At 71.7% G+C, this 25,066-nt stretch carries 24 protein-coding genes; 8 read left to right on the forward strand and 16 right to left on the reverse strand.

Annotation, left to right across the window (positions count from 1 at the left end):
* Positions 1-18 precede the first annotated feature (18 nt).
* The 3 genes from ACIREI_RS17415 to ACIREI_RS17425 form a co-directional block, all read right to left on the reverse strand.
* On the reverse strand, positions 19-642 hold the full coding sequence (locus ACIREI_RS17415; protein WP_403333482.1) for a TetR/AcrR family transcriptional regulator: 624 nt from the start codon (positions 640-642) through the stop codon (positions 19-21).
* A gap of 118 nt (positions 643-760) precedes the next feature.
* Positions 761-1,048 (reverse strand): YiaA/YiaB family inner membrane protein, encoded by a 288-nt coding sequence (locus tag ACIREI_RS17420; protein ID WP_302001851.1) that lies wholly within the window; start codon positions 1,046-1,048, stop codon positions 761-763.
* A gap of 60 nt (positions 1,049-1,108) precedes the next feature.
* A complete protein-coding gene (locus tag ACIREI_RS17425; RefSeq protein ID WP_403333484.1) occupies positions 1,109-2,260 on the reverse strand; it encodes an acyl-CoA dehydrogenase family protein in 1,152 nt (383 codons plus the stop codon).
* Between the two features lie 124 nt (positions 2,261-2,384).
* Between ACIREI_RS17425 and ACIREI_RS17430 the strand changes: the two genes are divergently transcribed.
* The 3 genes from ACIREI_RS17430 to ACIREI_RS17440 all read left to right on the forward strand — a co-directional run bounded on the left by ACIREI_RS17430 (position 2,385) and on the right by ACIREI_RS17440 (position 4,810).
* Positions 2,385-3,026 (forward strand): TetR/AcrR family transcriptional regulator, encoded by a 642-nt coding sequence (locus tag ACIREI_RS17430; protein WP_403333486.1) that lies wholly within the window; start codon positions 2,385-2,387, stop codon positions 3,024-3,026.
* A gap of 47 nt (positions 3,027-3,073) precedes the next feature.
* Positions 3,074-3,784, forward strand: coding sequence for an ArsR/SmtB family transcription factor (locus ACIREI_RS17435; RefSeq protein WP_403333488.1), 711 nt, complete (start codon positions 3,074-3,076; stop codon positions 3,782-3,784).
* 84 nt (positions 3,785-3,868) lie between these two features.
* Entirely contained in the window at positions 3,869-4,810 is a 942-nt protein-coding gene (locus ACIREI_RS17440; RefSeq protein ID WP_403333490.1) for a DMT family transporter, read from the forward strand.
* On the opposite strand, the gene ACIREI_RS17445 is transcribed toward ACIREI_RS17440, so the two are convergent.
* From ACIREI_RS17445 to ACIREI_RS17500, 12 genes are all read right to left on the reverse strand, one after another.
* Positions 4,802-6,124: an MFS transporter gene (locus ACIREI_RS17445; RefSeq protein WP_403333492.1), complete on the reverse strand. Its 1,323-nt coding sequence runs from the start codon at positions 6,122-6,124 to the stop codon at positions 4,802-4,804. The two genes, ACIREI_RS17440 and ACIREI_RS17445, sit on opposite strands and share 9 nt — an antisense overlap.
* A gap of 193 nt (positions 6,125-6,317) precedes the next feature.
* The gene (locus tag ACIREI_RS17450) at positions 6,318-7,400 is read right to left on the reverse strand and encodes a Zn-dependent alcohol dehydrogenase (RefSeq protein ID WP_403333494.1); all 1,083 of its coding nucleotides are present in this window, start codon (positions 7,398-7,400) and stop codon (positions 6,318-6,320) included.
* A gap of 53 nt (positions 7,401-7,453) precedes the next feature.
* Entirely contained in the window at positions 7,454-8,842 is a 1,389-nt protein-coding gene (locus ACIREI_RS17455) for an aldehyde dehydrogenase family protein (RefSeq protein ID WP_403333496.1), read from the reverse strand.
* A 100-nt stretch (positions 8,843-8,942) separates the two neighbouring features.
* Positions 8,943-9,404, reverse strand: a complete 462-nt coding sequence (locus ACIREI_RS17460) for a DUF3574 domain-containing protein (protein ID WP_403333498.1) — start codon at positions 9,402-9,404, stop codon at positions 8,943-8,945.
* A gap of 29 nt (positions 9,405-9,433) precedes the next feature.
* Positions 9,434-10,771, reverse strand: a complete 1,338-nt coding sequence (locus ACIREI_RS17465; RefSeq protein ID WP_403333500.1) for an ABC transporter ATP-binding protein — start codon at positions 10,769-10,771, stop codon at positions 9,434-9,436.
* Positions 10,772-10,897: 126 nt separating this feature from the next.
* The gene (locus ACIREI_RS17470; protein ID WP_403333502.1) at positions 10,898-11,575 is read right to left on the reverse strand and encodes a class F sortase; all 678 of its coding nucleotides are present in this window, start codon (positions 11,573-11,575) and stop codon (positions 10,898-10,900) included.
* Complete coding sequence (locus ACIREI_RS17475; protein WP_403333504.1) at positions 11,562-12,221, reverse strand: hypothetical protein; 660 nt, start codon at positions 12,219-12,221, stop codon at positions 11,562-11,564. Before ACIREI_RS17475 ends, ACIREI_RS17470 begins: the two co-directional genes overlap by 14 nt.
* Before the next feature lie 99 nt (positions 12,222-12,320).
* Positions 12,321-13,556 (reverse strand): MFS transporter, encoded by a 1,236-nt coding sequence (locus tag ACIREI_RS17480; protein ID WP_403333506.1) that lies wholly within the window; start codon positions 13,554-13,556, stop codon positions 12,321-12,323.
* 58 nt (positions 13,557-13,614) lie between these two features.
* Positions 13,615-15,027 carry a CitMHS family transporter gene (locus ACIREI_RS17485; protein WP_403333508.1) on the reverse strand — a complete coding sequence of 471 codons (1,413 nt, stop codon included), beginning with the start codon at positions 15,025-15,027 and terminating at the stop codon, positions 13,615-13,617.
* 134 nt (positions 15,028-15,161) lie between these two features.
* A complete protein-coding gene (locus ACIREI_RS17490; RefSeq protein ID WP_403333510.1) occupies positions 15,162-17,414 on the reverse strand; it encodes a molybdopterin oxidoreductase family protein in 2,253 nt (750 codons plus the stop codon).
* Positions 17,415-17,590: 176 nt separating this feature from the next.
* A complete protein-coding gene (locus tag ACIREI_RS17495) occupies positions 17,591-18,226 on the reverse strand; it encodes a TetR family transcriptional regulator (RefSeq protein ID WP_403333512.1) in 636 nt (211 codons plus the stop codon).
* A 97-nt stretch (positions 18,227-18,323) separates the two neighbouring features.
* Positions 18,324-18,845 (reverse strand): hypothetical protein, encoded by a 522-nt coding sequence (locus tag ACIREI_RS17500; RefSeq protein WP_403333514.1) that lies wholly within the window; start codon positions 18,843-18,845, stop codon positions 18,324-18,326.
* A gap of 160 nt (positions 18,846-19,005) precedes the next feature.
* Here ACIREI_RS17500 and hmgA point away from each other — a divergent pair, with 160 nt between their 5' ends.
* The 3 genes from hmgA to ACIREI_RS17515 all read left to right on the forward strand — a co-directional run bounded on the left by hmgA (position 19,006) and on the right by ACIREI_RS17515 (position 22,351).
* Entirely contained in the window at positions 19,006-20,343 is a 1,338-nt protein-coding gene (gene hmgA / locus ACIREI_RS17505; RefSeq protein WP_403333516.1) for a homogentisate 1,2-dioxygenase, read from the forward strand.
* An 83-nt stretch (positions 20,344-20,426) separates the two neighbouring features.
* Positions 20,427-21,176: a GntR family transcriptional regulator gene (locus ACIREI_RS17510; protein ID WP_403333518.1), complete on the forward strand. Its 750-nt coding sequence runs from the start codon at positions 20,427-20,429 to the stop codon at positions 21,174-21,176.
* A gap of 26 nt (positions 21,177-21,202) precedes the next feature.
* Entirely contained in the window at positions 21,203-22,351 is a 1,149-nt protein-coding gene (locus tag ACIREI_RS17515; RefSeq protein ID WP_403333520.1) for a type ISP restriction/modification enzyme, read from the forward strand.
* Between the two features lie 48 nt (positions 22,352-22,399).
* Here ACIREI_RS17515 and ACIREI_RS17520 read toward each other — a convergent pair whose 3' ends face one another.
* A complete protein-coding gene (locus tag ACIREI_RS17520) occupies positions 22,400-23,113 on the reverse strand; it encodes a TetR/AcrR family transcriptional regulator C-terminal domain-containing protein (protein ID WP_403333522.1) in 714 nt (237 codons plus the stop codon).
* Positions 23,114-23,176: 63 nt separating this feature from the next.
* Between ACIREI_RS17520 and ACIREI_RS17525 the strand changes: the two genes are divergently transcribed.
* On the forward strand, positions 23,177-24,157 hold the full coding sequence (locus ACIREI_RS17525; protein WP_403333524.1) for an ATP-binding cassette domain-containing protein: 981 nt from the start codon (positions 23,177-23,179) through the stop codon (positions 24,155-24,157).
* A complete protein-coding gene (locus ACIREI_RS17530; protein WP_403333526.1) occupies positions 24,154-24,936 on the forward strand; it encodes an ABC transporter permease in 783 nt (260 codons plus the stop codon). Before ACIREI_RS17525 ends, ACIREI_RS17530 begins: the two co-directional genes overlap by 4 nt.
* Positions 24,937-25,066 lie beyond the last annotated feature (130 nt).

Here is a 25,066-nt window from a genome sequence, read left to right on the forward strand (position 1 = left end):
GCCCGAGGGGCCCGGCGGCTACTTGACCCCCACCATCCGCAGCACGAGGTCGGCGTAGAGCGCGCCGACCTCGTCGGGCGTCCAGGGGCCGTCGACGTTGAACCAGCGGGCCACGTCGATGCACAGGGAGAGCACGGCGAGCGTCGTGCCCTTCACGTCCAGCACGTCGAACTCGCCGGCCGCCACACCGTCCTCGATGATCGCGCGCACCTCGGCGTCACACTGTCGGCGCAGCGCGAGAATCTCGGCGCGGGCGTCCGGGCCGAGCGAGTCCAGCTCGTACTGCACGACCCGGGCGGTCGTGCGCCCGCCTGCGTGCCAGCGGACGAAGGAGCTCACCGCGTCGGCGAGCCGCTCGGCCGCCGTGCCCTCGCGCCGGGAAGCCGTCCGCAGGATCTCCAGTGCCTTTTCGTGGCCGATCCTGCTGATGCGGTGGAGCAGCTCTTCCTTGGTCTTGTAGTGGATGTAGAGCGCGGCCGGGCTCATGCCGGCGCGGCCCGCGATGTCACGGGTCGTGGTGGCGTGGTAGCCGCGCTCGGCGAAGGCCTCCACGGCGGCGATCAGCAGCCGCCGTGCCGCGTCGGGCGTGACCTCACCCCACGCCGACGTGTCGCCGCCGGCCGTCTCCTCCGCCGTACTCATCGCTCACTCGCCCCTCTCGCTGACAGAGGAACCACCATACCGCCGATACTGAGCGGGCGCTTAGGGCGTCCGGCGCGGAGGGGCCGGCCCCGACCGCAGGCCCTGGGCTTCTCGGGGCTCAGATCTTCTCGAAGGGGTCGTGCTCGGCGAGCAGCTTCTCCAGCCGCGCCTGGTCGACCCGGCTGACGATCTGCCCGGCCTCCTGGCGGTCCCGGATCACCTTGGCCAGCGTGAACGCCGAGGTCACCAGGTAGAGGACCGCGATCGCGAGGAAGCCCCGCACCCAGGCGTCGGCGCTCAGCTGGTAGATGCCGATGCCGGTGGCGGCCATGGCGATCGCGAAGGATGCGACGGACTGGCCGTAGAAGGCGGCCGTGCTCTGCTGCTTGACCGGTGTGTCACTCATGGGGAAGAGGGTCGGCGGTTATGGCGGCGGACACATCCGCTGTTGTACTCACCCCGGTACTCAGAACGCCGAAACCCCCGTCAGCGCCCGCCCGATGACCAGCTTCTGGATCTGGCTCGTGCCCTCGTAGAGGGTCATCACCCGGGCGTCGCGCAGGAGTTTGCCCGCCGGGTACTCGTCGATGTAGCCGTAACCGCCGAAGACCTGGAGGGCGTTGTTGGCCGCGCGTACGGCGGCCTCGGAGGCGAAGAGCTTGGCCTTGGAGGACTCGACGGCGAAGGGCTGCCCGCGGTCGATGAGGTCGGCGACCCGCCAGGTCAGCAGCCGGGCCGCGTCGACGTCCACGGCGATGTCGCTGATCAGCTCCTGGACGAGCTGGTGGTGGGCGATGGACTTGCCGAACTGTTCGCGCTCGCCGGCGTACCGGACAGCCGCGTCCAGCGCGGCCTGGGCGATGCCGACGCACCCCGCGGCGACCGACATCCGCCCCTTGGCCAGGGCCGACATCGCCACCGAGAAGCCCTTGCCCTCCTTCCCCAGCATCGCCGCCGCGGGCACCCGTACGTCCTGGAGCACCAGCTCCGCGGTGGCCTGGCCGCGCAGGCCGAGCTTGCCGTGGATGGTGCGGCGGGTCAGGCCGGGGGTGTCGGTGGGGACCAGGAAGGCGGAGACGCCCTTGTGGCCCGGCGCGTCGGTGGAGCGGGCGAAGAGCAGGACGACGTCGGCCCAGGTGCCGTTCGTGATGAACATCTTGGTGCCGTTGATCACGTAGTCGTCGCCGTCGCGCACCGCCCGCGTGGCGAGGTTGCCCGCGTCGGAGCCGGTGCCCGGCTCGGTGAGGCCGAAGCAGCCGACGTACTCGCCGGAGGTGAGGCCCGGCAGCCAGCGGCGCCTGTGCTCCTCGCTGCCCCAGGCGGCGATGGTCTTGGCGACCAGGCCGAGGGAGACCGACACGATGCCGCGCACCGAGGAGTCGCCCCGGCCCAGTTCCTCCGTGACCAGGCAGTACGCGAGGTGATCGCCGCCGGAGCCGCCGTACTCCTCGTCGATCGTCAGGCCCAGGAAGCCGACCTCGCCGAGCTTCTTGACGATCGAACGGTCCACCTCCTCGGCACGGTCCCACTCGACCACGTGCGGGGCGATCTCGCGGTCCACGAAGTCCCTCGCGAGCTGCCGGACGGCGGTCTGCTCCTCGCTGAGCCCCAGGTTCATGCCGAGTCACCCCCACAGACGGTGGCCAGCCCCGCGCACGGCGGCCGGGGGAAGCCGTACATTGAAAGCCGTACATTTAAATTAGCACTGCTAGTTTCTGTTCGGCAGCCCTACTATGTGCGCCATGGCCCGACCGCGCAAGCCCCTCCTCAGCTACGACCGGATCGTCGAGACGGCTCGCGAACTCGTGGACGCGGAGGGCCTGTCGGCCGTCTCCACGCGCCGCCTCGCCGCCGAGCTCGGGGTGAGCGGGCCGTCCCTCTACAACCACTTCCGCACGAAGGACGAGATCCTGGAGGCGGTCGCCGACTCGGTCAGCGCCCAGGTCGATCTGTCGATGTTCGAGGACGGCCGCGACTGGCGGACCGCGCTGCACGACTGGGCCGTCTCCTACCGGGCCGCCCTGCGCGACCACCCGAACATCGTCCCGGTCCTCGCCCAGGGCCCCGGCCGCCGCCCCGCCGGGCTGCGCCTCGCCGACGCCGTCTACGGCGCGATGGTCGCCGCGGGCTGGCCGCCCGCCCAGGCCACCTCCATCGGCGCGCTGATGCGGTACTTCATCATGGGCTCGGCGCTCGGCTCGTTCGCCGGCGGCTTCGTGGACGACGCGAGCGCGTACGACCCCGCCGACTATCCCCACCTCGGACAGGCCCACCTCCTCGCCGAGCAGCAGGAGAAGATCGACGAGCGGGCCTTCGAGACGGGCCTGACCGCGCTGCTGGACGGCCTCGCCCGACAGTACGAGCAGGTCGGGCGCACCGGCTAGCCACGGTTCGGCGGACGCCGAAGTGTCCGTGGCCCATGCTGGGGTCCATGACCACCAGGGATCCCCAGGCGCCCCAGCTGGCCCGGCTCGCCGCGCTGATCGCCGACGAGACGCGGGCCGCCTGTCTGCTGGCGCTGCTCGACGGACGGGCCTGGACCGCAGGTGAGCTGGCGCGGCACGCCGGGGTCGCCGCGTCGACGCTGAGCGAGCATCTGAGCAAGCTCGTCGCGGGCGGGCTGCTCGCCGAGGAGCGGCAGGGGCGGCACCGCTACGTCCGCCTCGCCGACGCGCGGGTGGCGCAGCTGGTGGAGGACCTGGCGGCGCAAGTGGCTCCGGGTGCGGTCCAACGGCCCCGGAATCTACGGGAGTCCAGCGCCGGGTCCGCGATGGCGCGGGGACGCACCTGCTACGACCATCTCGCCGGGCGGCTCGGCATCGCGGTCACCGACGCGTTGACCGCGCGGGGGCTGTTGCGGCAGGACATGGGGTTCGCCCTCACGGACGCGGGGCTGGACTGGTTCGACAGCGCGGGTATCGGCCTCGACCGTTCGAGTCGCCGCCCGCTGGCCCGTGCCTGCCTCGACTGGACGGAGCGCCGTCCTCATCTCGCGGGGGTCGCCGGGGCGGCCCTGTGCCGGCATGCGCTGGATGCGGGGTGGTGCGTGCGGATCGGTTCGGAGCGGGCGGTGAAGGTGACCGCGTCGGGGGAGCGGGCCCTGTACGAGCTCCTGGGCATGGATCAGGCAACGCTGTGCTGAGCGCCCCTCACTCATCCGCGGACGGCCATGGCCCCGTCCGAAATCCGCGAGCTTGCGAACCCTTGTCTTCCTAGCCTCTGGAGCATGATGAACCCCTCCCCCGCCCGCCGCACCGAACTGCTCGCCGCCGGCGCAGCCACCGTCACCGTCGTTCTCTGGGCCTCCGCCTTCGTCTCCATCCGCAGCGCGGGTGAGGAGTACTCGCCGGGCGCGCTCGCGCTGGGGCGGCTGGTCGTCGGGGCCGTGGTGCTGGCCGGGATCTGCCTCGTCCGGCGGGAGGGGGTGCCGCCTCGGGCGGCCTGGCCCGGGATCGCGATATCGGGGCTGTTGTGGTTCGGGTTCTACAGCGTCGTGCTGAACTGGGGCGAGCAGCAGGTGGACGCCGGTACGGCGGCGCTCGTCGTGAACATCGGGCCCCTCCTCATCGCGCTGCTGAGTGCCCGGCTGCTCGGCGACCGGATGCCGCCGCGGCTGCTGGCGGGGATGGCGGTGTCGTTCGCCGGGGCGGTGACCGTGGGTCTGTCGATGTCGGGCGGGGGCGGGTCCTCGGTGCTCGGGGTGGTGCTGTGCCTGCTCGCCGCGGTCGGATACGCGGGCGGGGTGGTGGCACAGAAGCCGGCCCTGGGCCATGGGAGCCCGCTCCAGGTGACGACGTTCGGGTGTCTGGTCGGGGCGGTCCTCTGCCTGCCGTTCAGCGGGCAGCTCATCGACGACGCGGCCGACGCCTCCCTGTCCGCGACCCTCAACCTGGTCTATCTGGGCGTCTTCTCACTGGCGCTCGCCTTCACGACCTGGGCGTACGCCCTGGCCCGCACGACCGCCAGCCGCATGGGCGCGACCACGTACGCGGTGCCCGCCCTTGTCGTGCTGATGTCGTGGCTGGCGCTGGGCGAGGCGCCAGGACCGCTCACCCTGGCGGGCGGGGCGCTGTGTCTGGCCGGGGTCGCCGTGTCGCGGTCCCGGAACCGTTCCGCTCGGGTCGTGGCAGCGGCGCCACAACCCGAGCAGACCCGGGAATCAGCGTGACCGCGCCCTGTCCGCAAGGACCTTGATGGACAGCAGGGCGATCACCGCGAGGCCGATGATGTAGCCGGACACCGCCATCGAGGTACCGGTGGCCTCCAGGAGCAGCACCATGACGAACGGGGCGAGGCCGCCGCCGAGCACGGCCGCGATCTGGTAGCCGAGGGAGGCGCCCGTGTAACGCATCTCGGGCGTGAACAGCTCGGCGAACAGGGCCGCCTGGGGGCCGTACATGATGCTGAGGAAGCAGCTGGCGACGAACGTGCCCACCGCCAGCCACAGCAGCGAGCCGGTGTCGATCAGCAGGAACAGCGGTACGGCCCACAGGCCGATGCCGGCCGCGCCGATCGCGTAGATGCGGATCCGGCCGATCTTGTCGGAGAGCGCGGCGGCCGCCGGGATCAGGATCAGCTGGGTGAGGCTGATGCAGAGCGAGACGGTGAGAACGGCGCTCTTCTTCATGCCGAGCTCGCGGGTGGTGTAGTCGAGTACGCCGGTGATGATGATGTAGAAGGTCGCGGTGTTCACGGCGAAGGAGCCGCCGGCCAGGAGCACGGTGCCGAGGTGGCCCTTCAGGATCGTGCGCAGCGGGGAGGACTGCTCGGTCTTCTCCTGCTCGGCCAGCTTCTTCTCCGCCTCCCGGAATTCCGGGGTCTCCTCGACGCGCGTGTGGATGTACCAGGCGAGGACGAGGACGAACAGGCCGACGAGGAACGGCACGCGCCAGCCCCAGGACGCGAACGCGGCATCGGTCGTGAAGGCTCCGGCCAGCAGGAAGACCGTGTTGGCGGTCACCACGCCGATGGGGACGCCCAGTTGGACGAAGCTTCCGTAGATGCCGCGCTTGCCCTCGGGGGCGTACTCGGTGGCCATGAGCATCGCGCCGCCCCACTGGGCGCCGACGGCGATGCCCTGCAGCACGCGGAAGAGGACCAGCAGGATCGGCGCGGCGACGCCGATCGTGTCGTACGTCGGGAGCAGGCCGATGCCGGTGGTGGCGAGGCCCATGAGGGTGAGCGCGAGGACCAGCATCGGCTTGCGGCCGCGCTTGTCGCCGAGCTGGCCGGCGACGATGCCGCCGAGCGGGCGGGCCAGGAAGCCGACGGCGAAGGTGGCGAAGGAGGCGAGGACGCCTGCGGTGGGGCTGCCGGACGGGAAGTACAGGTCGCCGAGGACCAAAGCGGCGGCGATGCCGAAGACGAAGTAGTCGTACCACTCGACGGCTGAGGCTAGGGCCGCCGCGGTGGCTACGCGGCGACGATTGCCTACGGCGGGAGCGGTGGTGGCGAGCGGCTCGGCGGAAGGGGCCGTGTCCATACTGCACACTCCGGGTGGGTGCGGGGGACGGAGCGGGGGGTGGTTCAGGTTCCGGGGAACGTACTGACCGGACGGTATGGACGTCAACGGGTCGAGCATCAGGACTTTTACCTGTACGTGGCACACAGAACGGGGTCCGGACATGCCTCGGACCCCGGCCTCGCACGGAGGCCGGGGTGCGTGGGCGGGGGCGTTAGAAGACCACCAGCGCCCTGCCGCCCTTGCCCGCCAGCATGTTCTCGAAGGCCGCCGGGATGCCCTCCAGGGCAATGCGTTCCGTCACCAGCGCGCCCAGGTCCAGGCGGCCCTCGCGGACATGCTCGGCCAGTACCGGCAGGTCACGGGCCGGGTCGGAGTTGCCGTAGACGCAGCCTGAGAGGGTGCGGCCCCAGTGGAAGATCTCCAGGGCGTTGAAGGTGACCTGCTGGTCCTTGCCGCCGATGCCGACGACCGTGGTGCGGCCGCCGCGGCGGGTGGAGTCCCAGGCCGTGCGGATCGTCGTCGCGCGGCCCACGCACTCGACGGCCACGTCGACGCCCTGCTTGCCGGTGAGGGCGCGGATCTCGCGGGCCGTGTCCGCGGAGGCGATCACGTAGTCGGTGGCCCCTGCCGCGCGGGCCAGCTCCTCCTTCTCGGGGGAGACGTCGACCGCGACGATCTTCGCCGCGCCCGCGATCCGGGCGGCCTGCAGGGCGGCGAGGCCCACTCCCCCGACGCCGTACACCGCGACCGTCTCCCCCGGCTGGACCCGCGCGGAGTGGTGCACGGCGCCGTAGCCGGTGAGGACGGCGCAGCCCAGCAGGGCGGCGTCGGTGAGCGGGACGCCGTCCGGGAGCGGCAGGAGGCAGCCGGCCGACACGACCGTCTCCTCGGCGAAGGCGGCGACGTTCAGGCCGGGGTGGAGGTCGGTGCCCGCCGTGGTACGGGCGTAGACGTCGGCGGCGCCGTTCAGCGCGTTGGCGCACAGCCAGACCTCGCCGAGCGAGCAGGCGTGGCAACTGCCGCAGGACGGCGCCCAGTTGAGGACCACTCCGGCGCCCGGCGCGACGTGGGTGACGCCCTCGCCCACGGCCACGACCGTGCCGGCGCCCTCGTGGCCGAGGACCGCGGGGACCGGGACGCGCATGGTGCCGTTGGACAGGGACAGGTCGGAGTGACAGACGCCGGCGGCGGCGAGGCGGACGCGGACCTGGCCGGGGCCGGGGTCGGGCAGGTCGATCTCGGTGACTTCGAGCGGGGCACCGATGGCGGGCAGGACGGCGGCACGGACGGCCATGAGGAGCGACTCCCTTGGAACCTTGGGGGACCTGGGAAACCCTGGAACGGGCCTCAGAACTGGAGGGACTTGGTCTGGAGGTACTCGGCCAGGCCGTGCGCACCGAGTTCGCGGCCCACACCGGACTGCTTGTAGCCGCCGAAGGGAGCGAGCGGGTTGAAGCGGCCGCCGTTGATGTCGACCTGCCCCGTGTCCATACGGCGCGCGAAGGCCACCGCCTCCGCCTCGTCGCCCGCCCAGACGGCGCCCGCGAGGCCGTAGACCGTGCCGTTGGCGATGCGCAGCGCGTCCTCCTCGTCCTCGTAGCGCAGGATCGACAGGACCGGGCCGAAGATCTCCTCCTGCGCGATGGTCATCTCGGGCGTGACGTCGGCGAAGACGGTCGGGCTGACGAAGTAGCCCTGCTCGCGCGGCGCTTCGGGGCCGCCCGCGACCAGTCGTGCCCCTTCGGCGACGCCCTTCTCGATGTAGCCGCGCACCCGCTCCTGCTGCTTGGCGTTCACCACCGGGCCGATGCGCTCGCCGTACTTCGCGGCGGCGGCCGCGGCCAGCTCCACGGCCTCGTCGTACTGATCCCGGTGCACGAGCATCCGCGTCCAGGCGCTGCAGGTCTGTCCGGAGTTGGACATGACGTTGGCGACGCCGACGTTGACCGCCTTGGCCAGGTCGGCGCTGGGCAGGATGACGTTGGCGGACTTGCCGCCCAGCTCCAGGGCGACCTTCTTGATCGCCGCCCCGGCCACCGCGCCGATCTGCCGGCCGACGGCGGTGGAACCGGTGAAGGAGACCAGGTCGACGCCGGGGTGCTCGGCGAGCGCCTGGCCCGCGACCGGGCCGCGGCCGGTGACCAGGTTGAAGACGCCCGCGGGGACACCGGCCTCGTTCACCGCCTCGGCGAAGAGCTGGGCGACCAGCGGGGTGTCCTCGGCGGGCTTCAGCACCACCGTGCAGCCCGCCGCGAGCGCCGGGGCGACCTTGGCGACGATCTGGTGGAGCGGGTAGTTCCAGGGCGTGATGGCGCCGACCACACCGATGGGCTCGTGGTGGACGGTCGAGTTGCCGACCTTCTCCTCGAAGGCGTACGTCGCCGCCAGCTCGGCGTAGGAGCCCGCGACCGCGATGGGCACGCCCGCGTGCACCCCCTGCGAGAACTTCAGCGGCGAGCCGAGCTCGGCGGTCACCGTCTCGGCGATCTCGTCCTTGCGGGCCTGAAGGACGTCCCGGAGGGCGGCCAGCCGCGCGGCCCGTTCGACGGGCGGGGTCGCGGCCCAGCCCGGGAGGGCGGCGCGGGCGGCCCGTACGGCGGTGTCGACGTCCTCGGCGGTGCCGGCCGGGACCCGGCCGACCACCTGCTCGTCGGCCGGGTTGATCACCTCGATCACGTCCCGGCCCGCGGCGGGGCGCCACGCGCCGTCGATGTACATGCCGTCGTGTGCCTTCATTCGCGCTTCCTCCCGGGCGGGCCGGCTCGTCGTCCGGCCGTCGTCGTCCGGCTCATAAACTAGCGGCGTTAGTTTTTATGCGCCAGACAGCCCCATGACATCAGAAGTCGACGCGCGCCTCGTCGTCCACCCTCCCCACGGCCTCCTGGCCGAAGGCCTTCTCGTAGGCCCGGCGGATCTCCTCGATCCTGTGGTCGCTGCTCCGCGCCTCCGCCTGCGGGTACAGCAGGATCAACTCGTACGACCGCTCCTTCTCGATCGCGCCGTTCACGTCCCGCCACTGCCCGCGCCCGGACTGGATCGTGAGCCCGTCCGGGAACTGCGGGGTGACCTCCTTGTCGACGAAGGCCATGAACTGCCGGTCGGTGACGGCGGGACCGCCGTCGGGGCGTGCGGTGCCGAAGAAGAGCTGGGTCTCGATGTACGGATCGCCGCGCCGCGGCTCGGCGGCGGCGGGTGCGTCAGTGTCGTCGAGGGTGGCGTACGCGGTCGGCGCGGCGACGGCGAGGAGGAGGCCAACGGTGGTGAGGACGGCCCGAGTTCGGGTGAAGTGCACGTTCATGGCCCATAGCTAGCCATACCCGGCGTATTTCACTCCTCCAGATCGGGCAGCCGGGCCGGATCCGGGCAGATCCGCTCGCCGTGGTGGTCGAAGACGAACAGGTGGGCGATGTCGACGAGGAGCGGGACCTGCATGCCGTGCCGGAGGTCGAAGTCGGGGGTGGTGCGGACGATCAGGTCGCCGGGCAGGCGGCCCTCGGGCGGCGCCGGCTCGGGGGCCGCGTCGGCCGGATGCTCCAGCGTCACCACTGGCCCGGCGCGCAGGGCGCCCGCCCGGCCGCGGAGCCGGTCCAGCACGGTGCCGGCGTCACGGCGGCGGCGCCGGACCGGAGGAACGGGGCGTGGGGCCTCCAGGTCGGGTACGAGCGCGGGGCGGGAGCCGGTGTTGAAGTGGACGAGGACCTCGTGTCCCTGGAACTCCACATGCTCGACCAGGCCGGTGATGTGCACCTCACCGGGGCGGGCGGCGGCGGGCTTGGCGATCCGGACCGCCTCCGAGCGCAGGCCCACGATGACCTCGCGGCCCTGCTGGACACGGAGCAACTGGTGGTCCAGGGACAGGGGTTCGGGCAGGCGGAGGTACTGCTTGCCGAGGCTGATGGTCATCGCGCCGTCCAGCGGGGCGCGTACGACGCCGCGCAGCAGGTTGATGCGCGGGGTGCCGATGAAGGCGGCGACGAAGACGTTGCGGGGCAGGGCGTACACCGAGCGCGGGGTGCCGACCTGCTGGAGGACGCCGCCGCGCAGGACGGCGACCCGGTCGCCGAGCGACATCGCCTCGGTCTGGTCGTGGGTGACGTACACCGTGGTGACGCCCAGCTTCCGGGTGAGGCCGGAGATCTCGGCGCGCAGGTGGTTGCGGAGCTTGGCGTCGAGGTTGGACAGCGGCTCGTCCATCAGGAACGCGGTGGGGTGGCGGGCGATGGCCCGGCCCATGGCGACGCGCTGGCGTTCGCCGCCGGAGAGCTGGGCGGGGAAGCGGTCGAGGAGGTCCTCGATGCCCAGCATGCGGGCGGTGGCGTCCACGCGGGGGCGCGGGTCCGCGCCGGGTGCCTCGATGCGCAGCGGGAAGCCGATGTTGTCGCGGCTGGTCATGCTCGGGTAGAGGGCGAAGTTCTGGAAGACCATCGCCATCTGCCGGGCGGCGGGCAGCAGGTCGTTGGCGTACTCGCCGTCCAGCAGCAGCTCGCCCTCGTCGATGTCCTCCAGACCGGCGATCATCCTGAGCACGGTGGACTTGCCGCAGCCGGAGGGGCCGAGCAGGACGAGGAACTCGCCGGGCTCGATGTCCAGCGAGAGCCGGTCCACGACCCGGACGCCTCGCGTATAGGTCTTGCTCACGTCGTGCAGAGAGATGGCTCGTGTCATGACGTTGCCGCCCCCGGGGGCTGTCCGGAGCGCCGGTGCTCCGTGTGTCCGAAGGCCTCGTGCGGGTCGTACGGGCCCGTGAGTCACGGAAGTTAACGGAATGTGCCGGGCCGGGGAAGGGTCCGGTCACTTCGTGGCGGTCAGGTGCGCGAAGACCACCACGTTGCTGGTGTATCCCGTACGCCGGCCGAACAGGCCACCGCAGGTGATCACCCGGAGTTCCGGGCGCCGGGCCGGGCCGTAGACCTCCTTGTCGGGGAAGCTCGCCTTGTCGTAGACCTTCACTCTGTCCACGGTGTAGACGGCGGTACGGCCGTCCGCGCGCCGCGCCTCGATCTGCTTGCCGCGCTTGACCGAGGCGAGTCCGGCGAACACGGCGGCGCCGGTCGTGGTGTCGCGGTGGCCGACGGCGACGGCGGTGCCGGGCTCGCCCGGTGTGGGGCCACCCCTGTACCAGCCGACGATGTTCGGGTTGTCGACGGGTGGCGTCTCCAACTCCCGGTTGCCGTCGAGTCCGAGGCCCATGATCGGCGCGTCGATGCCCAGGGACGGAATGCGCAGGGACGTCGGCCTCGAGCGCGGCAGGGGGCGGGGTGGAGGCGTCGGCTCGGCGGAGGAGGCCGCGTGGGCCGGGCCCGCCGCCAGGGAGCCGGGGCCGTGGTCTCCTTCCGGCGCGGTCGGCGTGCCGTGTCCGTCACAGCGGAACACCACCAGCACCAGGACGACCGTGAGCATGGCCGTCCTGGCAAGGCGGTAGGCGCGGGTCCGGTGCCAGGGCCTGCGTCTGCGCCTACGCGGCACCATCGGGCCGCCGGCGGGTCCTGCGGACGTACACGGTGCCACCGACGGCGACCAGGCCCACGGCTGCCGCGGCCGTCACCGGTGCGTACGCGGCCGCGGTGTCGACGAGGCCGCCGCCGCCCGCGTGCACACCGCCCTTCGGGCCGCCGTGGTCGCCGCGTCCCCAGCCTTCGTTGTGGCCGTGGTCCTCGATGTGCCCACGCGGACCGTGGTGCCCGTCGTGCCTGTCGTCGTGGCAACGGACGCGGAAGACCTTCTCCTTCGGCGGGTGGCCCGTCACGACCCAGGTGATCTTGTACTGCCCGTCCGCCAGCCCCAGCACGTCCGTGTGACCGGCGCCGCCCGCGAGCGCGATGGTGCCGGTGACGGTGGCTGCGGTGGGCAGCGGAGGCTGCGGAGTGATGGTGTACGCGATCGAGGCGAGGATGTCGAAGTTGACCGCGTCGAGGTAGAACCGGCAGACCACCGGGTCGTCCTTCGAGACCCCGAACGGCACTCCCTCGCGGTGGATTCTGATGTCGCCGTTCTCCCCTTGGGCCGACGCGGTCGGCGCCGCCACCCACGACGCGCCCGCCGCGGCGAGGGCGGTGAGGACGACTGTGGCGCCCGCGCGGGCGCGGAAGGTTCGTGAGGGTGTCAGGCTGGGCATGCACGCTCCTCAGATTCAGACGATTTTCATACAAATCGCTCTTTCGCCTGACTCTCCTTCACGTGCACGGCGACTCGCCGCACGACGCCCGGCGCGTCGTCAAATATCGCTCGTCCGGCCCAATCGCGGGCGCTTCGGCCGCTCCCGTACGGCCGCTGCGGGCCCCTCCGGCCGCCCGGGCGCGCGCAGCGCGACCCCCGCCGACAGCAGCAACAGCGCCCCCAGCATCACGAACGGCGCCGCCACCCCCGCGAGGCCGGCGACCAGCCCGGCCGACGCCGGTGCGGCCACCTGGCCGAGGCGGTTGCCGGTCAGCCGCAGGGCGAGGGCGGTGGAGCGGGCGCCGTCGGGGGCCGCCTGGACGACCGTCGTCATGGACAGCGGCTGGCCGACGCCGAGGCAGAAGCCCAGCACCGCCAGCATCAGGGCCAGCGCCCACACCGGCACCGGCAGCGCGATCCCGGCGCACAGCAGGGCCGCCAGCAGACAGGTCACGGTCAGCAGCAGGGTGCGGCCGAGCAGTCGCAGCAAGGGCGTCAGGACCAGACGGCAGGCGATGGTGGCCGCCGCGCGCAGGCTCAGCAGGAGGCCGATCACCGACGGCGCGATGCCCCGGTGCTCGCCGACCACGGGGAGGTAGGCGGTGAGGATGTCGGTCGCGGACAGCACGGCGAGGCTGATGAAGATGCCGGCGGGCACACCCCGGGCCCGCAGGATGCGCCGCACGGGGACCCGTTCGCCTTGCTCCTTGCGGGACTTGGCCGTCGTACGGCTCTCTATGCGCCACAGCGAGGTGAGCGCGACCGCGCCACCCGCCCCCGCCACCAGCAGGGCGAACGCGCTGGTGCCCGCCATGTCCCGGCCTCCGATCAGCGCGCCCGCGGCGATCGGGCCGACCAGTTGGCCGAGGGAGGCGCCGATGGTGAAGTGGCCGAAGTTGCGGTCCTGTTCGTGCGGGGCGGACTGGCGGGCGACGAGCGACTGGGCGCCGATGACGAAGCAGAGGTGGCCGAGGCCCATCACCCCGCTCCAGACCGCCATCGCCCACAGGGAGTTCGCGAGGCCGCTCAGCGCGCAGCCGCCCGATATCAGCACGACGCCGACGGGCAGCAGCGGCGCACAGCGGCCGTGGTCGGTGCGGCGGCCCAGCGGGACGGCGGCGAACAGCGGCAGCAGCGCGTACACACCCGCGATCACACCGATCGCCCGCTCGTCCGCGCCCAACGCCAGCGCCCGGTAGGAGACGGCGGGCCGGGCCATCGACACCGCCCCCTGCGCGAAGCTGAAGGCGATGACGAGGCGGAGCAGCCAGCCGCGGTTCCCACCGGGCGTCATGAACGTGTCCTCCTGAAAGGTGCCTGTGAACCGGAACGGCCCTCGCGGGCCGGACGGTTCAGATGATGCCGAAGAGCATTCCCGCCGCGAGGATGATCAGGCAGGTGAGCGCCGCCCACTTCACGACGAACTTGGTGTGGTCGCCGAACTCCACCTTGGCCATGCCGACCAGGACGTACACGGCCGGGACGAGCGGGCTCGACATGTGCAGCGGCTGGCCGACCAGGGAGGCGCGGGCCATCTCCAGCGGCGAGACACCGTGGGCGGCGCCGGCCTCGGCGAGGACCGGCAGGACGCCGAAGTAGAAGCCGTCGTTGGACATGAAGTAGGTGAGCGGGAGGCTCAGGATGCCGGTGACCAGGGCCATGTGCGGGCCCATGCCCTCGGGGATGACGTCGACCATCCAGCGGGCCATGTGGTCGACCATGCCGGTGCCCTGCAGGACGCCGGTGAAGACGGCGGCGGCGAAGACCATGCCGGAGACGTTGAGGACGTTGTCGGCGTGGGCGGCGAGGCGGGCCTTCTGGTCCGGGATGTGCGGGAAGTTCACGGTGAGGACGAGCGCGGCGCCGAGCAGGAACAGCACCGGGATCGGCAGCCACTCCATGATCATGGCGGTGAGCAGGGTGGCCGTGACCAGCGCGTTGAACCAGTACAGCTTGGGGCGCAGGGTGGCGCGGTTGGGGTCGAGGACCGTGAAGTGCTCCTCGTCGTCGTCCTCGGCGTCGGTGCCGGAGCCGGCGCCGCCGGTGACCGTCTTGTCCGTGCCCGCGGAGCCGGAACCGCCGCCCACGAGAACCGTCTCGGGCTCCTTCTCCTCGACCTTCTCCTCGACCAGGACCTCACCCAGCGTCAGCACACCGAGCCGCTTGCGCTCGCGCAGACCGAGGAAGTACGAGAGGACGAAGACACCCAGCAGGCCGACGAGCAGGGCCGGGATCATCGGGACGAAGATCTCGCTGGCGTCGAGCTTGAGCGCGGTGGCGGCGCGGGCGGTCGGGCCGCCCCACGGCAGGGTGTTCATCACGCCGTTCGCCATGGCGGCGACACCCGTCATCACGACCAGGCTCATCTTCAGGCGCTTGTACAGCGGGTACATCGCCGAGACCGTGATCATGAAGGTGGTCGAGCCGTCGCCGTCGAGCGAGACGATCGCGGCGAGGATCGCCGTACCGACGACGATCCTCATCGGGTCGGCCTTGGCGAACTTCAGAATCCCCCGAACGATCGGGTCGAAGAGACCGACGTCGATCATCACACCGAAGTAGACGATCGCGAACATGAGCATCGCCGCGGTGGGGGCGAGGCTGGTGACGCCTTCGATGACGTAGTCACCGAGCTTGGCGCCCTTTCCTACGAAGACGCAGAAGAGTGCCGGAATCAGCACGAGCGCCGCGATCGGCGACATCTTCTTCATCATGATCAGGACCAGGAAGGTCGCGATCATGGCGAAGCCAAGGATGGTCAGCATGAGTGGATACCTAACGTTCGCCCTTGAACGACCCACCAGGGCCGGCGGTGGGACGACGTTAGGTCCCTTCAAACAGCGTTAACAAGACGTTGACATGCGAGCAATAAGCGCAAAACTCCAGGTCAGAGCTTTGCTCAGGTCAGAGCCGTGATCTTTTCGGCCACCGGGACCACTTCGACCGGCACCCCGTTGAGCACCGCGTTGCCCGACAGCGGGTCGAGCAGGCTGCCGTCGAGGAGCTGGTTGACGTTGACGCCGGGGTCGGCGGCGGCGTGGCCGAGGCGGGTCCCGGGGCGGTCGTGGCCCCAGCCGTGCGGCAGGCTCACCACGCCCGGGCGCACGCCGTCGGTGACCTCGGCGGGGGCGGTCACCTCTCCCCCGGCGCCCTTGAGGCGTACGGCCGCCCCGTCGCGTACGCCGAGCCGCTCGGCGTCCTCGGGGTGGATGTGCAGGGTGCAGCGGTTGGTGCCGCCGGTGAGGGCGGGCACGTTGTGCATCCAGCTGTTGTTGGAGCGCAGATGACGGCGGCCGACGAGGACGAGCCCGTCCGGGCGCTCCCGCAGCGCGTCACGGAGACGGGGCAGGTCCTCGGCGATGGGCCCGGGCAGCAGCTCGACCTTGCCGCTGACGGTCTTCAGCGGCTGCGGCAGCCGCGGCCGGAGCGGACCGAGGTCGATGCCGTGCGGGTGGTCCAGCAGCTTCTGGAGGGTCAGGCCGTCGGGGCGGGCGCCGAAGCCGTCGCCGTACGGGCCGAGGCGCAGCATCATGTCGAGGCGCCGCTCGGGGCCGGTGAGGCCGGTCAGTCGCGCGGCGAGCTCGTGGGGGTCACGCCCGTGGACGGGCGAGTGCGCTTCCTTGACGGCCTTGCCGAGGGTCTGGCCGATGACCAGGTCGTCGACCGCGGACGGGTCGGCGCCGTGCATGCCGGTCGCGGCGAGGACCAGCCGGGCCAGAATCTCGGTCTCGGCCATGCGGCCCGGCTCCAGCGGCACGGCGGGGCGCGTGTAGCGGACCTGGTTGCGCACGGCGAGGGTGTTGAAGGCGAAGTCGTGGTGCGGGCTCTGCGAGGGCGGGGGCGGCGGCAGCACGACGTGGGCGTGGCGCGAGGTCTCGTTGAGGTACGGGTCGACGCTGACCATGAAGTCGAGCGAGTCGAGGGCCTTGTCGAGGCGGTCGCCGTCGGGGGCGGACAGGACGGGGTTGGCGGCGACGGCGATGAGTGCCCGGATCGGCTCGCCCTGCTCGGTGGCGGTGTCGATCTCCTCGGCGAGCGCGGAGAGCGGCAACTCGCCCTTCGCCTCGGGGTGTTCGCTCACCCGGGAGTGCCAGCGCCCGAGCGCGAAGCCGCGGCCGGGGCCTGCCGGGCGGGGCGTCTTGTCGGTGGCCGCCTGCGGGAAGAGGGCGCCGCCGGGGCGGTCGAGGTTGCCGGTGAGGATGTTCAGTACGTCGACCAGCCAGCTGGCCAGGGTGCCGTGCGGGACGGTGCAGCTGCCGATGCGGCCGTAGACGGCGGCGGTGGGGGCGGCGGCGAGTTCGCGCGCGAGGACACGGATCGTACCGGCGTCCACGTCGCAGGCCTCGGCGACGGCTTCGGGGGTGAAGTCCCGTACGGCGTCCCGGAGTTCGTCGAGCCCTTGGAGGTGCCCGGTCAGCTCCCGCGGATCGGCGAGGGCTTCCTCGAAGAGCGCGTGCGCCATCGCGGCGAGCAGCAGCGCGTCCGTGCCGGGCCGGATCGCGATGTGCCGGTCGGCGAGTTTCGCGGTGCGGGTGCGGCGCGGGTCGATGACGGTGAGGGTGCCGCCGCGGGCCTTGAGCGCCTTCAGCTTGCCGGGGAAGTCGGGGGCGGTGCACAGGCTGCCGTTGGACTCCAGGGGATTGGCGCCGATGAGGAGCAGTTGGTCGGTGTGGTCCAGGTCCGGTACGGGGATCGCGTGGGCGTCGCCGTAGAGCAGGCCGCTGGAGACGTGCTTGGGCATCTGGTCGACCGTGGACGCGGTGAAGAGGCTGCGGGTGCGCAGGCCGGCGAGCAGCACCGGCGGGTAGAGGGCGCCGGCCACGGTGTGCACGTTGGGGTTGCCGAGCACGACGCCCACCGCGTTCGGGCCGTACCGCTCGACGACCGGTCGGATACCGGCGGTGACCGCGTCGAAGGCCTCCTCCCAGGTGGCCTCGCACAGCTCGCCGTCCTTGCGCACGAGCGGGGTGCGCAGCCGGTCGGGGTCGCCGTCGACGGCACCGAAGGAGGCGCCCTTGGGGCAGATGAACCCCTGGCTGAACACGTCGTCGCGGTCACCGCGGGCACCGGTGACCTCAGTCCCCTCGATCGTGAGCGTCAGGCCACAGGTGGCCTCGCACAGGGGGCAGATGCGCAGTGCGGTGCGGGACACGGGTCCTCCCGAGGTGGCGGCGGCGATGACGCACGATTTCGGGACCGAGCATACCGACCGGTATGGACCGTGGGGAGCCTCGCGCCCCAAAGGGGCGCCGGGCTGCAATCGATGTGCGGCTACCGCCGCGCGGGCGCGACCAGCCACCACAGGCCCGCAGACGACAGACGGCCGGCCTATCGCGGCAGCTCCCGCGGAGCGTCCAGCACCCGCGCCAGATACGCCCGCAGCATCTCCCGCGCCTCCTCGATGATCCGCTCGTCGCCCTCCGGCGCCACCCGGAAGGCCAGGTGGACCAGGGTGTCGGCGGTCTCGACGGCGATGAGGAAGACGCGGCGCAGGTCTTCGTCCGGTTCGCGGTCGAGGAAGCCGGAGAGCAGGTCGGTGAGGCGGTCGGCGACGCGGTGGTTGGGTTCACCGCGGGTGCCGACGGGGATCTGGTTGCCGAAGTCGACGAGGGAGAAGCCGGGCGCGGTGCGCTTCATGGCGAGGTACTCGTCGAGCACGGCGTCCATGGCGGCGCGCCAGCCTCCGTTCCCGGCGCCCTTCAGACGCTCGGTGACACGGGCGGTGTAGCGCTCGAGGTTGCGCTGGGCGAGGGCGTCGGCCATCTGGCGTTTGTTGCCGAAGAAGCGGTAGACCGAGCCGATGGGAACGCCTGCGCGCTGGGCGACGGCCCGCGTGCTCAGGTCGTCGTAGCCGACCTCGTCGAGGAGGTCGGCGCAGGCGTCGAGGATCCTGGTGAGCCGTTCGGCACTGCGCCGCTGCACGGGCGCCCGGCGAAGCGTTTCTGGGTGGGGCACGGTCTTCATGATGCCTTTCCGCCTCGGTCCGGTGAACCTTGCCCCCCTGTACGGAGACGGGTGCCCCATGCACTCACTGCCGCGGTGGACGGGGCCGACGACTGCGTCACGGTCGCTCCGTCTCCGACGCGGTGATGTCGGCCGCGCTCTCGACGGGGGCACCGTCCACCGCCCACACCGTGCCGTCGTCGGCGTACAGGCGGGCGGTGACCTTGTGCGTGCCGCGCGGGACGAGGGAGGCCGGCAGGCGGTACTCGGGGGTGCGGAGCCTGGTGACGAGACGGCCGTCCACGAAGAGGTACGCGAGCCCTCGGCCGGCCACCGCCTGCGCCTTCGCGCCGGCGGGCGAGAAGCGGAAGCCGCGGACGGTCAGCCGCACGTCCCAGCTGCCGTCGCCGCTGCCCGCCTCCGGCTGCACCTCGATGCCGACCTCGGGCGCGTCACCCTCGTCCACCTCCCGGTAGTGCCGCCCGGCACCGTCGGTGGCCCCGAGAACCTGACCCACCGGGGAGGGCGACGCGGCACTCTCCCCCGGTTCCCGGGCATCACTGGAGCCACAGCCCGCGGATCCGGTCAGCAGCAGGACACAGACCGCGAGCACGGCGAACGGGGTCCGTGTCCACGACATGCCGGGAGACTAGAACACCGGTCCGACAGCCGAATCCCCCTGAGGTCTGGTCGGCGTCCGGTTCCGGTCGTACTTCCTGAGGAGGATCAGCGGATCCCTTGCGCTCCTGAAACCGCAATCCTACGGTGAAGCATAGGAATCAGATCTCAAGGGAGCGATCATGAGCGGGGACGCGCGGAAGACCGCGGAAGGGCTGACCTACCTCTCCGGTTTCGGCAATGAGCACAGCTCGGAGGCGGTGCCCGGCGCCCTTCCCGAGGGCCGCAACTCACCCCAGCGAGCCCCGCTCGGCCTCTACGCCGAGCAGCTGAGCGGTTCGGCGTTCACCGAGCCGAGGGCACACAACCGCCGCTCGTGGCTGTACCGCATCCGCCCGTCGGCCGCGCACCCGGCGTTCACCCGCGCGGACAACGGCGCGATCCGTACGGCCCCCTTCACCGAGTCGGTGCCGGACCCGAACCGGCTGCGCTGGAACCCCCTGCCCGAGCCCGGCCCCGGAACCGACTTCCTCGCCGGCCTGTGGACCCTCGGCGGCAACGGCGACGCGACCCAGCGCACGGGCATGGCCGTGCACCTGTATCACGCCAACTCGTCGATGGACCGCGTCTTCAGCGACGCCGACGGCGAGCTGCTGATCGTCCCGGAGCGCGGTGGGCTGCTGCTGCACACGGAGTTCGGGCTGCTGCATGTGGAGCCGGGACATGTGGCGCTGGTTCCACGTGGGGTGCGCTTCCGTGTGGAGCTACTGGATACTGCATCTGACGGCGGGCAGAGCCCGACCGCCCGGGGTTATGTATGCGAGAACTATGGGGCGCCCTTCCACCTCCCCGACCTCGGCCCGATCGGCGCCAACGGCCTGGCGAACGCCCGCGACTTCCGGGCGCCGGTCGCCGCCTACGAGGACACCGAGGGCCCGGTGGAGGTGGTGAACAAGTTCTGCGGCAACCTCTGGACGGCCACCTACGACCACTCCCCCCTCGACGTGGTCGCCTGGCACGGCAACCATGTGCCGTACGTCTACGATCTGCGCCGTTTCAATGTGATCGGCACCATCTCCTACGACCACCCCGACCCGTCGATCTTCACGGTGCTGACGTCCCCGTCGGACACCCCGGGCCTGGCCGGCGTCGACTTCGTGGTCTTCGCGCCGCGCTGGCTGGTGGGCGAGGACACCTTCCGGCCGCCGTACTTCCACCGGAACGTGATGAGCGAGTACACGGGCCTCATCGAGGGCGCCTACGACGCGAAGGCGGAGGGCTTCGTACCCGGCGGCGGCTCGCTGCACAACATGATGTCGGCGCACGGCCCGGACCGGGAGACGTTCGACCGCGCGAGCGCGGCCGAGCTGAAACCGCAGAAGATCGACGACGGCCTCGCGTTCATGTTCGAGACACGGTGGCCGGTGACGCTCACGCCGCAGGCGGCGGGGGCGGAGCACCTGCAACAGCGCTATGACGACGTCTGGCAGGGCCTGGAGCGCCACTTCCGCACGATCTGATGGCCCTTTCGCCTCCGGGGCGCTCTCAGCCCCTACGGCCCACTCGGTTGCAGTAAAGATCCCCGACCGGTACGGATGGCCCCGTGACCTCCTTCGCCCCGGACTCCATCGTCCTGAACCGCAAGCTGCCGCTCTGGTACCAGGTGTCGCAGTCGCTGCGCGCCTCGATACTGGGCCGCCGGCCGCAGGACCCGCTGCGCCTGCCCACCGAGGAGCAACTGGCGGAGCACTACGGCGTGAGCGTGCTGACCATGCGGCAGGCGCTGAAGGAGCTGGAGGACGAGGGCCTGATCACCCGCCACCGCAGACGCGGCACCTTCATCGAGCCGGACGTCCGCCGGGGCACCCCCGTGCGGCTGCTCGGCTCGGTGGACGCGATCGTGGCCCAGCAGTCCGGCATGGCGACCGAGCTGCTGGACCACGGCAAGGCGCCGGTGCCGGCCGAACTCGCCGAGTACTTCCCGGACGTCGACGAGGTGGCGACGTACCACCGCCTGCGCAGCGACGAGAAGACCGGCGAGCCGACCAACCACGCCCGCAACTACGTCCGCCCCGAACTGGCCGCCCGCATCGGCCTCGACGACCTCGTCCGCTGGCCGATGACCAAGGTGCTGCGGGACGTCGTCGGGGCGGACATCAGCCGCATCACGGACACGGTCGAGGCCCGCCTGGCCGACCCGGAGACGGCCCGGCTGCTCCAAGTGCCGCTGCTCAGCCCGATCCTGCACTACACGGGCGTGACGTACGACAAGGACGGGCAGGTGCTGGACGCGGCGGTCATCCACTACCGCGGCGACCGCTTCTCCTTCACGGTGACCCTGGAAGCCACCTGACCCGAGTGTCACGGGCAGGTCGTACGATGCCCAGCGTGACGCACGACGACGCTCCGCTGCTGGCGGACCTCATGCCGTGGTCCGTCGCACCGCCGCGGCTCGGCCGGGGGTGGCCGACGGGCCCTGACGCGGCGTCCCTGAAGGCCCGCTGGGACGCCTTCGCCAAGGCCGAGGGCCCGGACCGGGAAGCCCTGCTGGAGCCGACGCGCTCTCGCGGCCTGCACTCGGCGGTCGGCCAGCTGCCGGGACAGTCCACCGGCACGGAGAAGCTGATCCGCGCGACCGGCCCCTGCGCCGAGCCGGTACGCGTGCTGCACGCCCCCTTCGACGAGCGGTGGCTGATCCCCGACCACCGTCTGATCGACGCGGCCCGCCCCGAGCTGTGGCGGGTGGCGGACGAGCACCAGGTCTTCGTCCTGCAGCAGCCCGACTCCGCCTTGCTGGCGACCTCGCTGCTCCCGCTGCTCCGCCCCGGCCGCATCCACCCCCTCTACCGCCGTCCGGGCGGCACGGAACCCAATCTGGCCCCGGGCCTGCTGACGCACCTGACATCCCGACTCGGCCACTCCCCCTCCCCGGTGGACGTCCTGGCCTGGATCCTGGCCGCCACCCGCCCCGACCTCACCGTCCCCCTCACCGCTGACCCCGAACTCTGGTCGCGCGGCGTCGAGTTGGGCCACCGACTGCTGTGGCTCATGCGCCGCGACGGCGATCGCCCGAAGCTCCCCGGCGGCCGCCGCCCGTACGTCCGCGCCCCACTCCCGTCCCGCCCGCTGACCCTCCACTACGACCGCGACGAGGAGGCCCTCCACCTCGACGACGGCCGCATCTCCCCCGTGCCGCCCGAGGCCTGGGACTTCGAGGTGAGCGGGGTGCGGGTCCTGGAGGAATGGTTCGACGCCCGCACCACCGAGCCGGAACCGGGCACGCTGACGGCGATCCGGCCGGCGACCTGGCCACAAACATGGACGTCGGAGCTCCTGGAGCTGATCACGGTGCTCGCACTGCTCGCGGAACTGGGGCCGCGGCGCGAGGAGTTGACCGTGACGGATCCGATCACGGCGGCGGAGTTGAGGAAGGCGGGCGTGCTCCCGGTGCCGGGAACGGCACGCCGCCCGGCATCGGTCCTGGACCACCACGAGGAAGGCCCAGAAGGCCAATTCGCGTTGCTCTAGTTGCTGGGATCAGCTCGTGGGCTCAGCTCTTGGGTTCAGCCCTTGGGTTCAGCTCTTGGGTTCGAACGCGTCCAGCATCCGGTCCAGCATCAATTCGAAGGCGCCCTCCAGGTCGATCGGCCCCGAATCCTCCGTGAACGCCGCGGCCAGCCTCGGGTAGGCCCCCGTGGCCACCTGACTGCCCAGGTAGGCGATCCGGACCGCGTTCTCCTGCTCCTCCGACCAGGGCAGCGACCGCGTCCGCTCCGCGCCGGCCAGTTCCGTCGCGACGTAGGCCGTCACACAGCCGTTCAGCATCCCGACGAGCTGCATCTTCATGCCGTAGGGCGCGTCCAGCGGATCCAGGCAGGCCAGGCAGTGCTCCAGATAGCGCAGGGCGTTCGGACTGAAGCCGTAGACCGGTGACATCAGGCGCGTCATCCACGGGTGCCGGTGCATCAGCGCCCGGGTCTGGTGGGCGACCCGGCGCATCTCCGCCCGCCAGTCCCGGCCCGGCTCCCACAGTTCGTGCTCCGCGCTGATCGCGTCGACCATCAGCTCGTGCAGGTCCTCCTTGCGGGGGACGTAGTTGTACAGCGACATCGTGCCGCACCCCAACTCGCCGGCCACCCGCCGCATCGACACCGCGTCCAGCCCCTCGGCGTCGGCGATCCGCACCGCCGCCGCCGCGATGTCGGCACGGGTGTACGCCGGTTTCGGCCCGCGCCCCGTCCGTTCGGGCCGGGCCCAGATCACTCCGGGTTCGGCAGCCTTGCCCGCCATCGTTCATCACCTCGGCCACCATCCTAGTTACGTACAGCGTACGTAGTGCGCTATGGTCGTGTCATGACTTCTACGTACGCTGTACTTAGTGAAGGTCTGGAGCGGCGGTTCGGCGAGGTCCACGCCCTGCGCGGACTGGACCTCGCGGTCGCGGAGGGGACGATCTGCGGGGTCCTCGGGCCGAACGGCGCGGGCAAGACGACGGCCGTGCGGCTGCTGACGACGCTGCTGCGCCCGGACGCGGGCTCGGCGCGCATCGCCGGGCACGACCTGGTGCGGGACGCGGCGGCCGTACGGCGCCGGATCGGCGTCACCGGGCAGTACGCCTCGGTCGACGGGGACCTCACCGGCCGCCAGAATCTCCGCCTGTTCGCCCGGCTGCACCGGGTGCGCGGGCCGGCCGGGCGGGCCGGTGAGCTCCTGGACCGCTTCGGGCTGGCCGAGGCGGCCGACCGGCCGGTGTCCACGTACTCGGGCGGGATGCGGCGCCGCCTGGACCTGGCGGCGAGCCTCGTCCGCCGCCCGGACGTCCTCTTCCTCGACGAGCCGACGACCGGACTCGACCCCGCCAGCCGCAACCAGATCTGGGACGCGGTGCGCGAGCTGACCGCCGACGGCGCGACCGTGCTGCTGACCACGCAGTACCTGGAGGAGGCCGACCGCCTCGCCGACGACATCGCCCTCGTGGACCGCGGCCGGGTCGCGCACACGGGCTCACCGGCCCAGTTCAAGGCGCTGATCGGCGCGCACATCGAGGTCGTGGTCACCGACGCCGACGTCATGGTGAAGGCAGCGGCCGTACTCGATCAACTCACCGGCGCCGAGCCGTCGTTCGACCACGAGCGGCGCGCCGTCACCGCGGTCACCCGTGACAACACGCTCACGCTCCCGCGTCTGGTGCGCGAACTCGACGCGGCGGGGGTGCCGTTGATCGACGCGAGCCTCAAGCCACCCACGCTCGACGACGTGTTCCTGCGACTCACCCAAGAAAGCCAAGCACCCCAGGAAGCCCAGGAAACCCAGGAAGAGGAGCGTGCGGCATGAGCGCCTTGGCGTACGACGGCGGCGCGATGCTGAGCCGGCAGCTGCGGCGGATCCGGAACAACCCGGGCCTGCTGGTCCTGACCCAGACCATGCCGATCACGATGCTGCTGTTCTTCGGCTACGTCTTCGGCAGCGCGCTGGCGATGCCCGGCGAGCAGTACCGGTCCTTCCTGGTGCCCGGCCTGCTGGTGGCGACCGCGGCCAACGGGCTCATGACCGGCATGTTCCAGGCCGCCCAGGACACGCACCGGGGCGTGATGGACCGGTTCCGGACGCTGCCCATGAGCCGGGCCGCGGTACCGCTGGGACAGGCGGTCGCGGATCTGGTCGTGACGGCCGCAGGGACGGTGCCGTTCCTGCTGGTCGGACTCGCGGTGGGGTGGCGGATCGAGGGGTCGGCGCTCGAAGCGGCGGGAGCGGTGGGGCTGTTGCTGCTGTTCCGCTTCGCGATGACGTGGATCGGGATCTTCCTCGGCCTGCTCACACGGAACGAGGAGGCCGCCGGTCAGCTGGGCGGGGCGACGTTCGTGCTGCCGCTGCTGTCCAACGCCTACATTCCGACCGAGGGTCTGCCGGGCTGGCTGCGCACGCTCGCCGAGTGGAATCCGATCAGCGCGGTCACGATGGCCCTGCGGGACCTGTTCGGCAACGCGGCCGTGCCGGATGGAGCCGCGTGGCCGGTCGCCCATCCCGTCGCCGGGTCGCTCGCCTGGTGCGCCGTACTGATCGCGGTGTTCACGCCGCTCGCCGTGCGCAGGTACGCGCACGGCGAGCGGTGACGATGAAGCCGGAAGACTGAGCGGGGAGTTGGGGAGTTACGCCCGCGCTCGGCCAGCCCGCCCGGGCGCCGCCGCGTGCCGTGGGGATGGCGGACGGCGGCGACGCGGTACGGCGCCGGAGCGGTGCGGC

The organism is Streptomyces sp. NPDC093591 (assembly GCF_044764885.1).
In the GTDB taxonomy this organism is placed as follows: domain Bacteria; phylum Actinomycetota; class Actinomycetes; order Streptomycetales; family Streptomycetaceae; genus Streptomyces.

Bases quoted from the DNA above. Each gene is read 5' to 3' on its own strand.
- ACIREI_RS17415 (WP_403333482.1), bottom strand. From the start codon at position 642: ATGAGTACGGCGGAGGAGACGGCCGGCGGCGACACGTCGGCGTGGGGT.
- ACIREI_RS17420 (WP_302001851.1), bottom strand. From the start codon at position 1,048: ATGAGTGACACACCGGTCAAGCAGCAGAGCACGGCCGCCTTCTACGGC.
- ACIREI_RS17425 (WP_403333484.1), bottom strand. From the start codon at position 2,260: ATGAACCTGGGGCTCAGCGAGGAGCAGACCGCCGTCCGGCAGCTCGCG.
- ACIREI_RS17430 (WP_403333486.1), top strand. From the start codon at position 2,385: ATGGCCCGACCGCGCAAGCCCCTCCTCAGCTACGACCGGATCGTCGAG.
- ACIREI_RS17435 (WP_403333488.1), top strand. From the start codon at position 3,074: ATGACCACCAGGGATCCCCAGGCGCCCCAGCTGGCCCGGCTCGCCGCG.
- ACIREI_RS17440 (WP_403333490.1), top strand. From the start codon at position 3,869: ATGATGAACCCCTCCCCCGCCCGCCGCACCGAACTGCTCGCCGCCGGC.
- ACIREI_RS17445 (WP_403333492.1), bottom strand. From the start codon at position 6,124: ATGGACACGGCCCCTTCCGCCGAGCCGCTCGCCACCACCGCTCCCGCC.
- ACIREI_RS17450 (WP_403333494.1), bottom strand. From the start codon at position 7,400: ATGGCCGTCCGTGCCGCCGTCCTGCCCGCCATCGGTGCCCCGCTCGAA.
- ACIREI_RS17455 (WP_403333496.1), bottom strand. From the start codon at position 8,842: ATGAAGGCACACGACGGCATGTACATCGACGGCGCGTGGCGCCCCGCC.
- ACIREI_RS17460 (WP_403333498.1), bottom strand. From the start codon at position 9,404: ATGAACGTGCACTTCACCCGAACTCGGGCCGTCCTCACCACCGTTGGC.
- ACIREI_RS17465 (WP_403333500.1), bottom strand. From the start codon at position 10,771: ATGACACGAGCCATCTCTCTGCACGACGTGAGCAAGACCTATACGCGA.
- ACIREI_RS17470 (WP_403333502.1), bottom strand. From the start codon at position 11,575: ATGGTGCCGCGTAGGCGCAGACGCAGGCCCTGGCACCGGACCCGCGCC.
- ACIREI_RS17475 (WP_403333504.1), bottom strand. From the start codon at position 12,221: ATGCCCAGCCTGACACCCTCACGAACCTTCCGCGCCCGCGCGGGCGCC.
- ACIREI_RS17480 (WP_403333506.1), bottom strand. From the start codon at position 13,556: ATGACGCCCGGTGGGAACCGCGGCTGGCTGCTCCGCCTCGTCATCGCC.
- ACIREI_RS17485 (WP_403333508.1), bottom strand. From the start codon at position 15,027: ATGCTGACCATCCTTGGCTTCGCCATGATCGCGACCTTCCTGGTCCTG.
- ACIREI_RS17495 (WP_403333512.1), bottom strand. From the start codon at position 18,226: ATGAAGACCGTGCCCCACCCAGAAACGCTTCGCCGGGCGCCCGTGCAG.
- ACIREI_RS17500 (WP_403333514.1), bottom strand. From the start codon at position 18,845: ATGTCGTGGACACGGACCCCGTTCGCCGTGCTCGCGGTCTGTGTCCTG.
- hmgA (WP_403333516.1), top strand. From the start codon at position 19,006: ATGAGCGGGGACGCGCGGAAGACCGCGGAAGGGCTGACCTACCTCTCC.
- ACIREI_RS17515 (WP_403333520.1), top strand. From the start codon at position 21,203: ATGCCCAGCGTGACGCACGACGACGCTCCGCTGCTGGCGGACCTCATG.
- ACIREI_RS17520 (WP_403333522.1), bottom strand. From the start codon at position 23,113: ATGGCGGGCAAGGCTGCCGAACCCGGAGTGATCTGGGCCCGGCCCGAA.
- ACIREI_RS17525 (WP_403333524.1), top strand. From the start codon at position 23,177: ATGACTTCTACGTACGCTGTACTTAGTGAAGGTCTGGAGCGGCGGTTC.
- ACIREI_RS17530 (WP_403333526.1), top strand. From the start codon at position 24,154: ATGAGCGCCTTGGCGTACGACGGCGGCGCGATGCTGAGCCGGCAGCTG.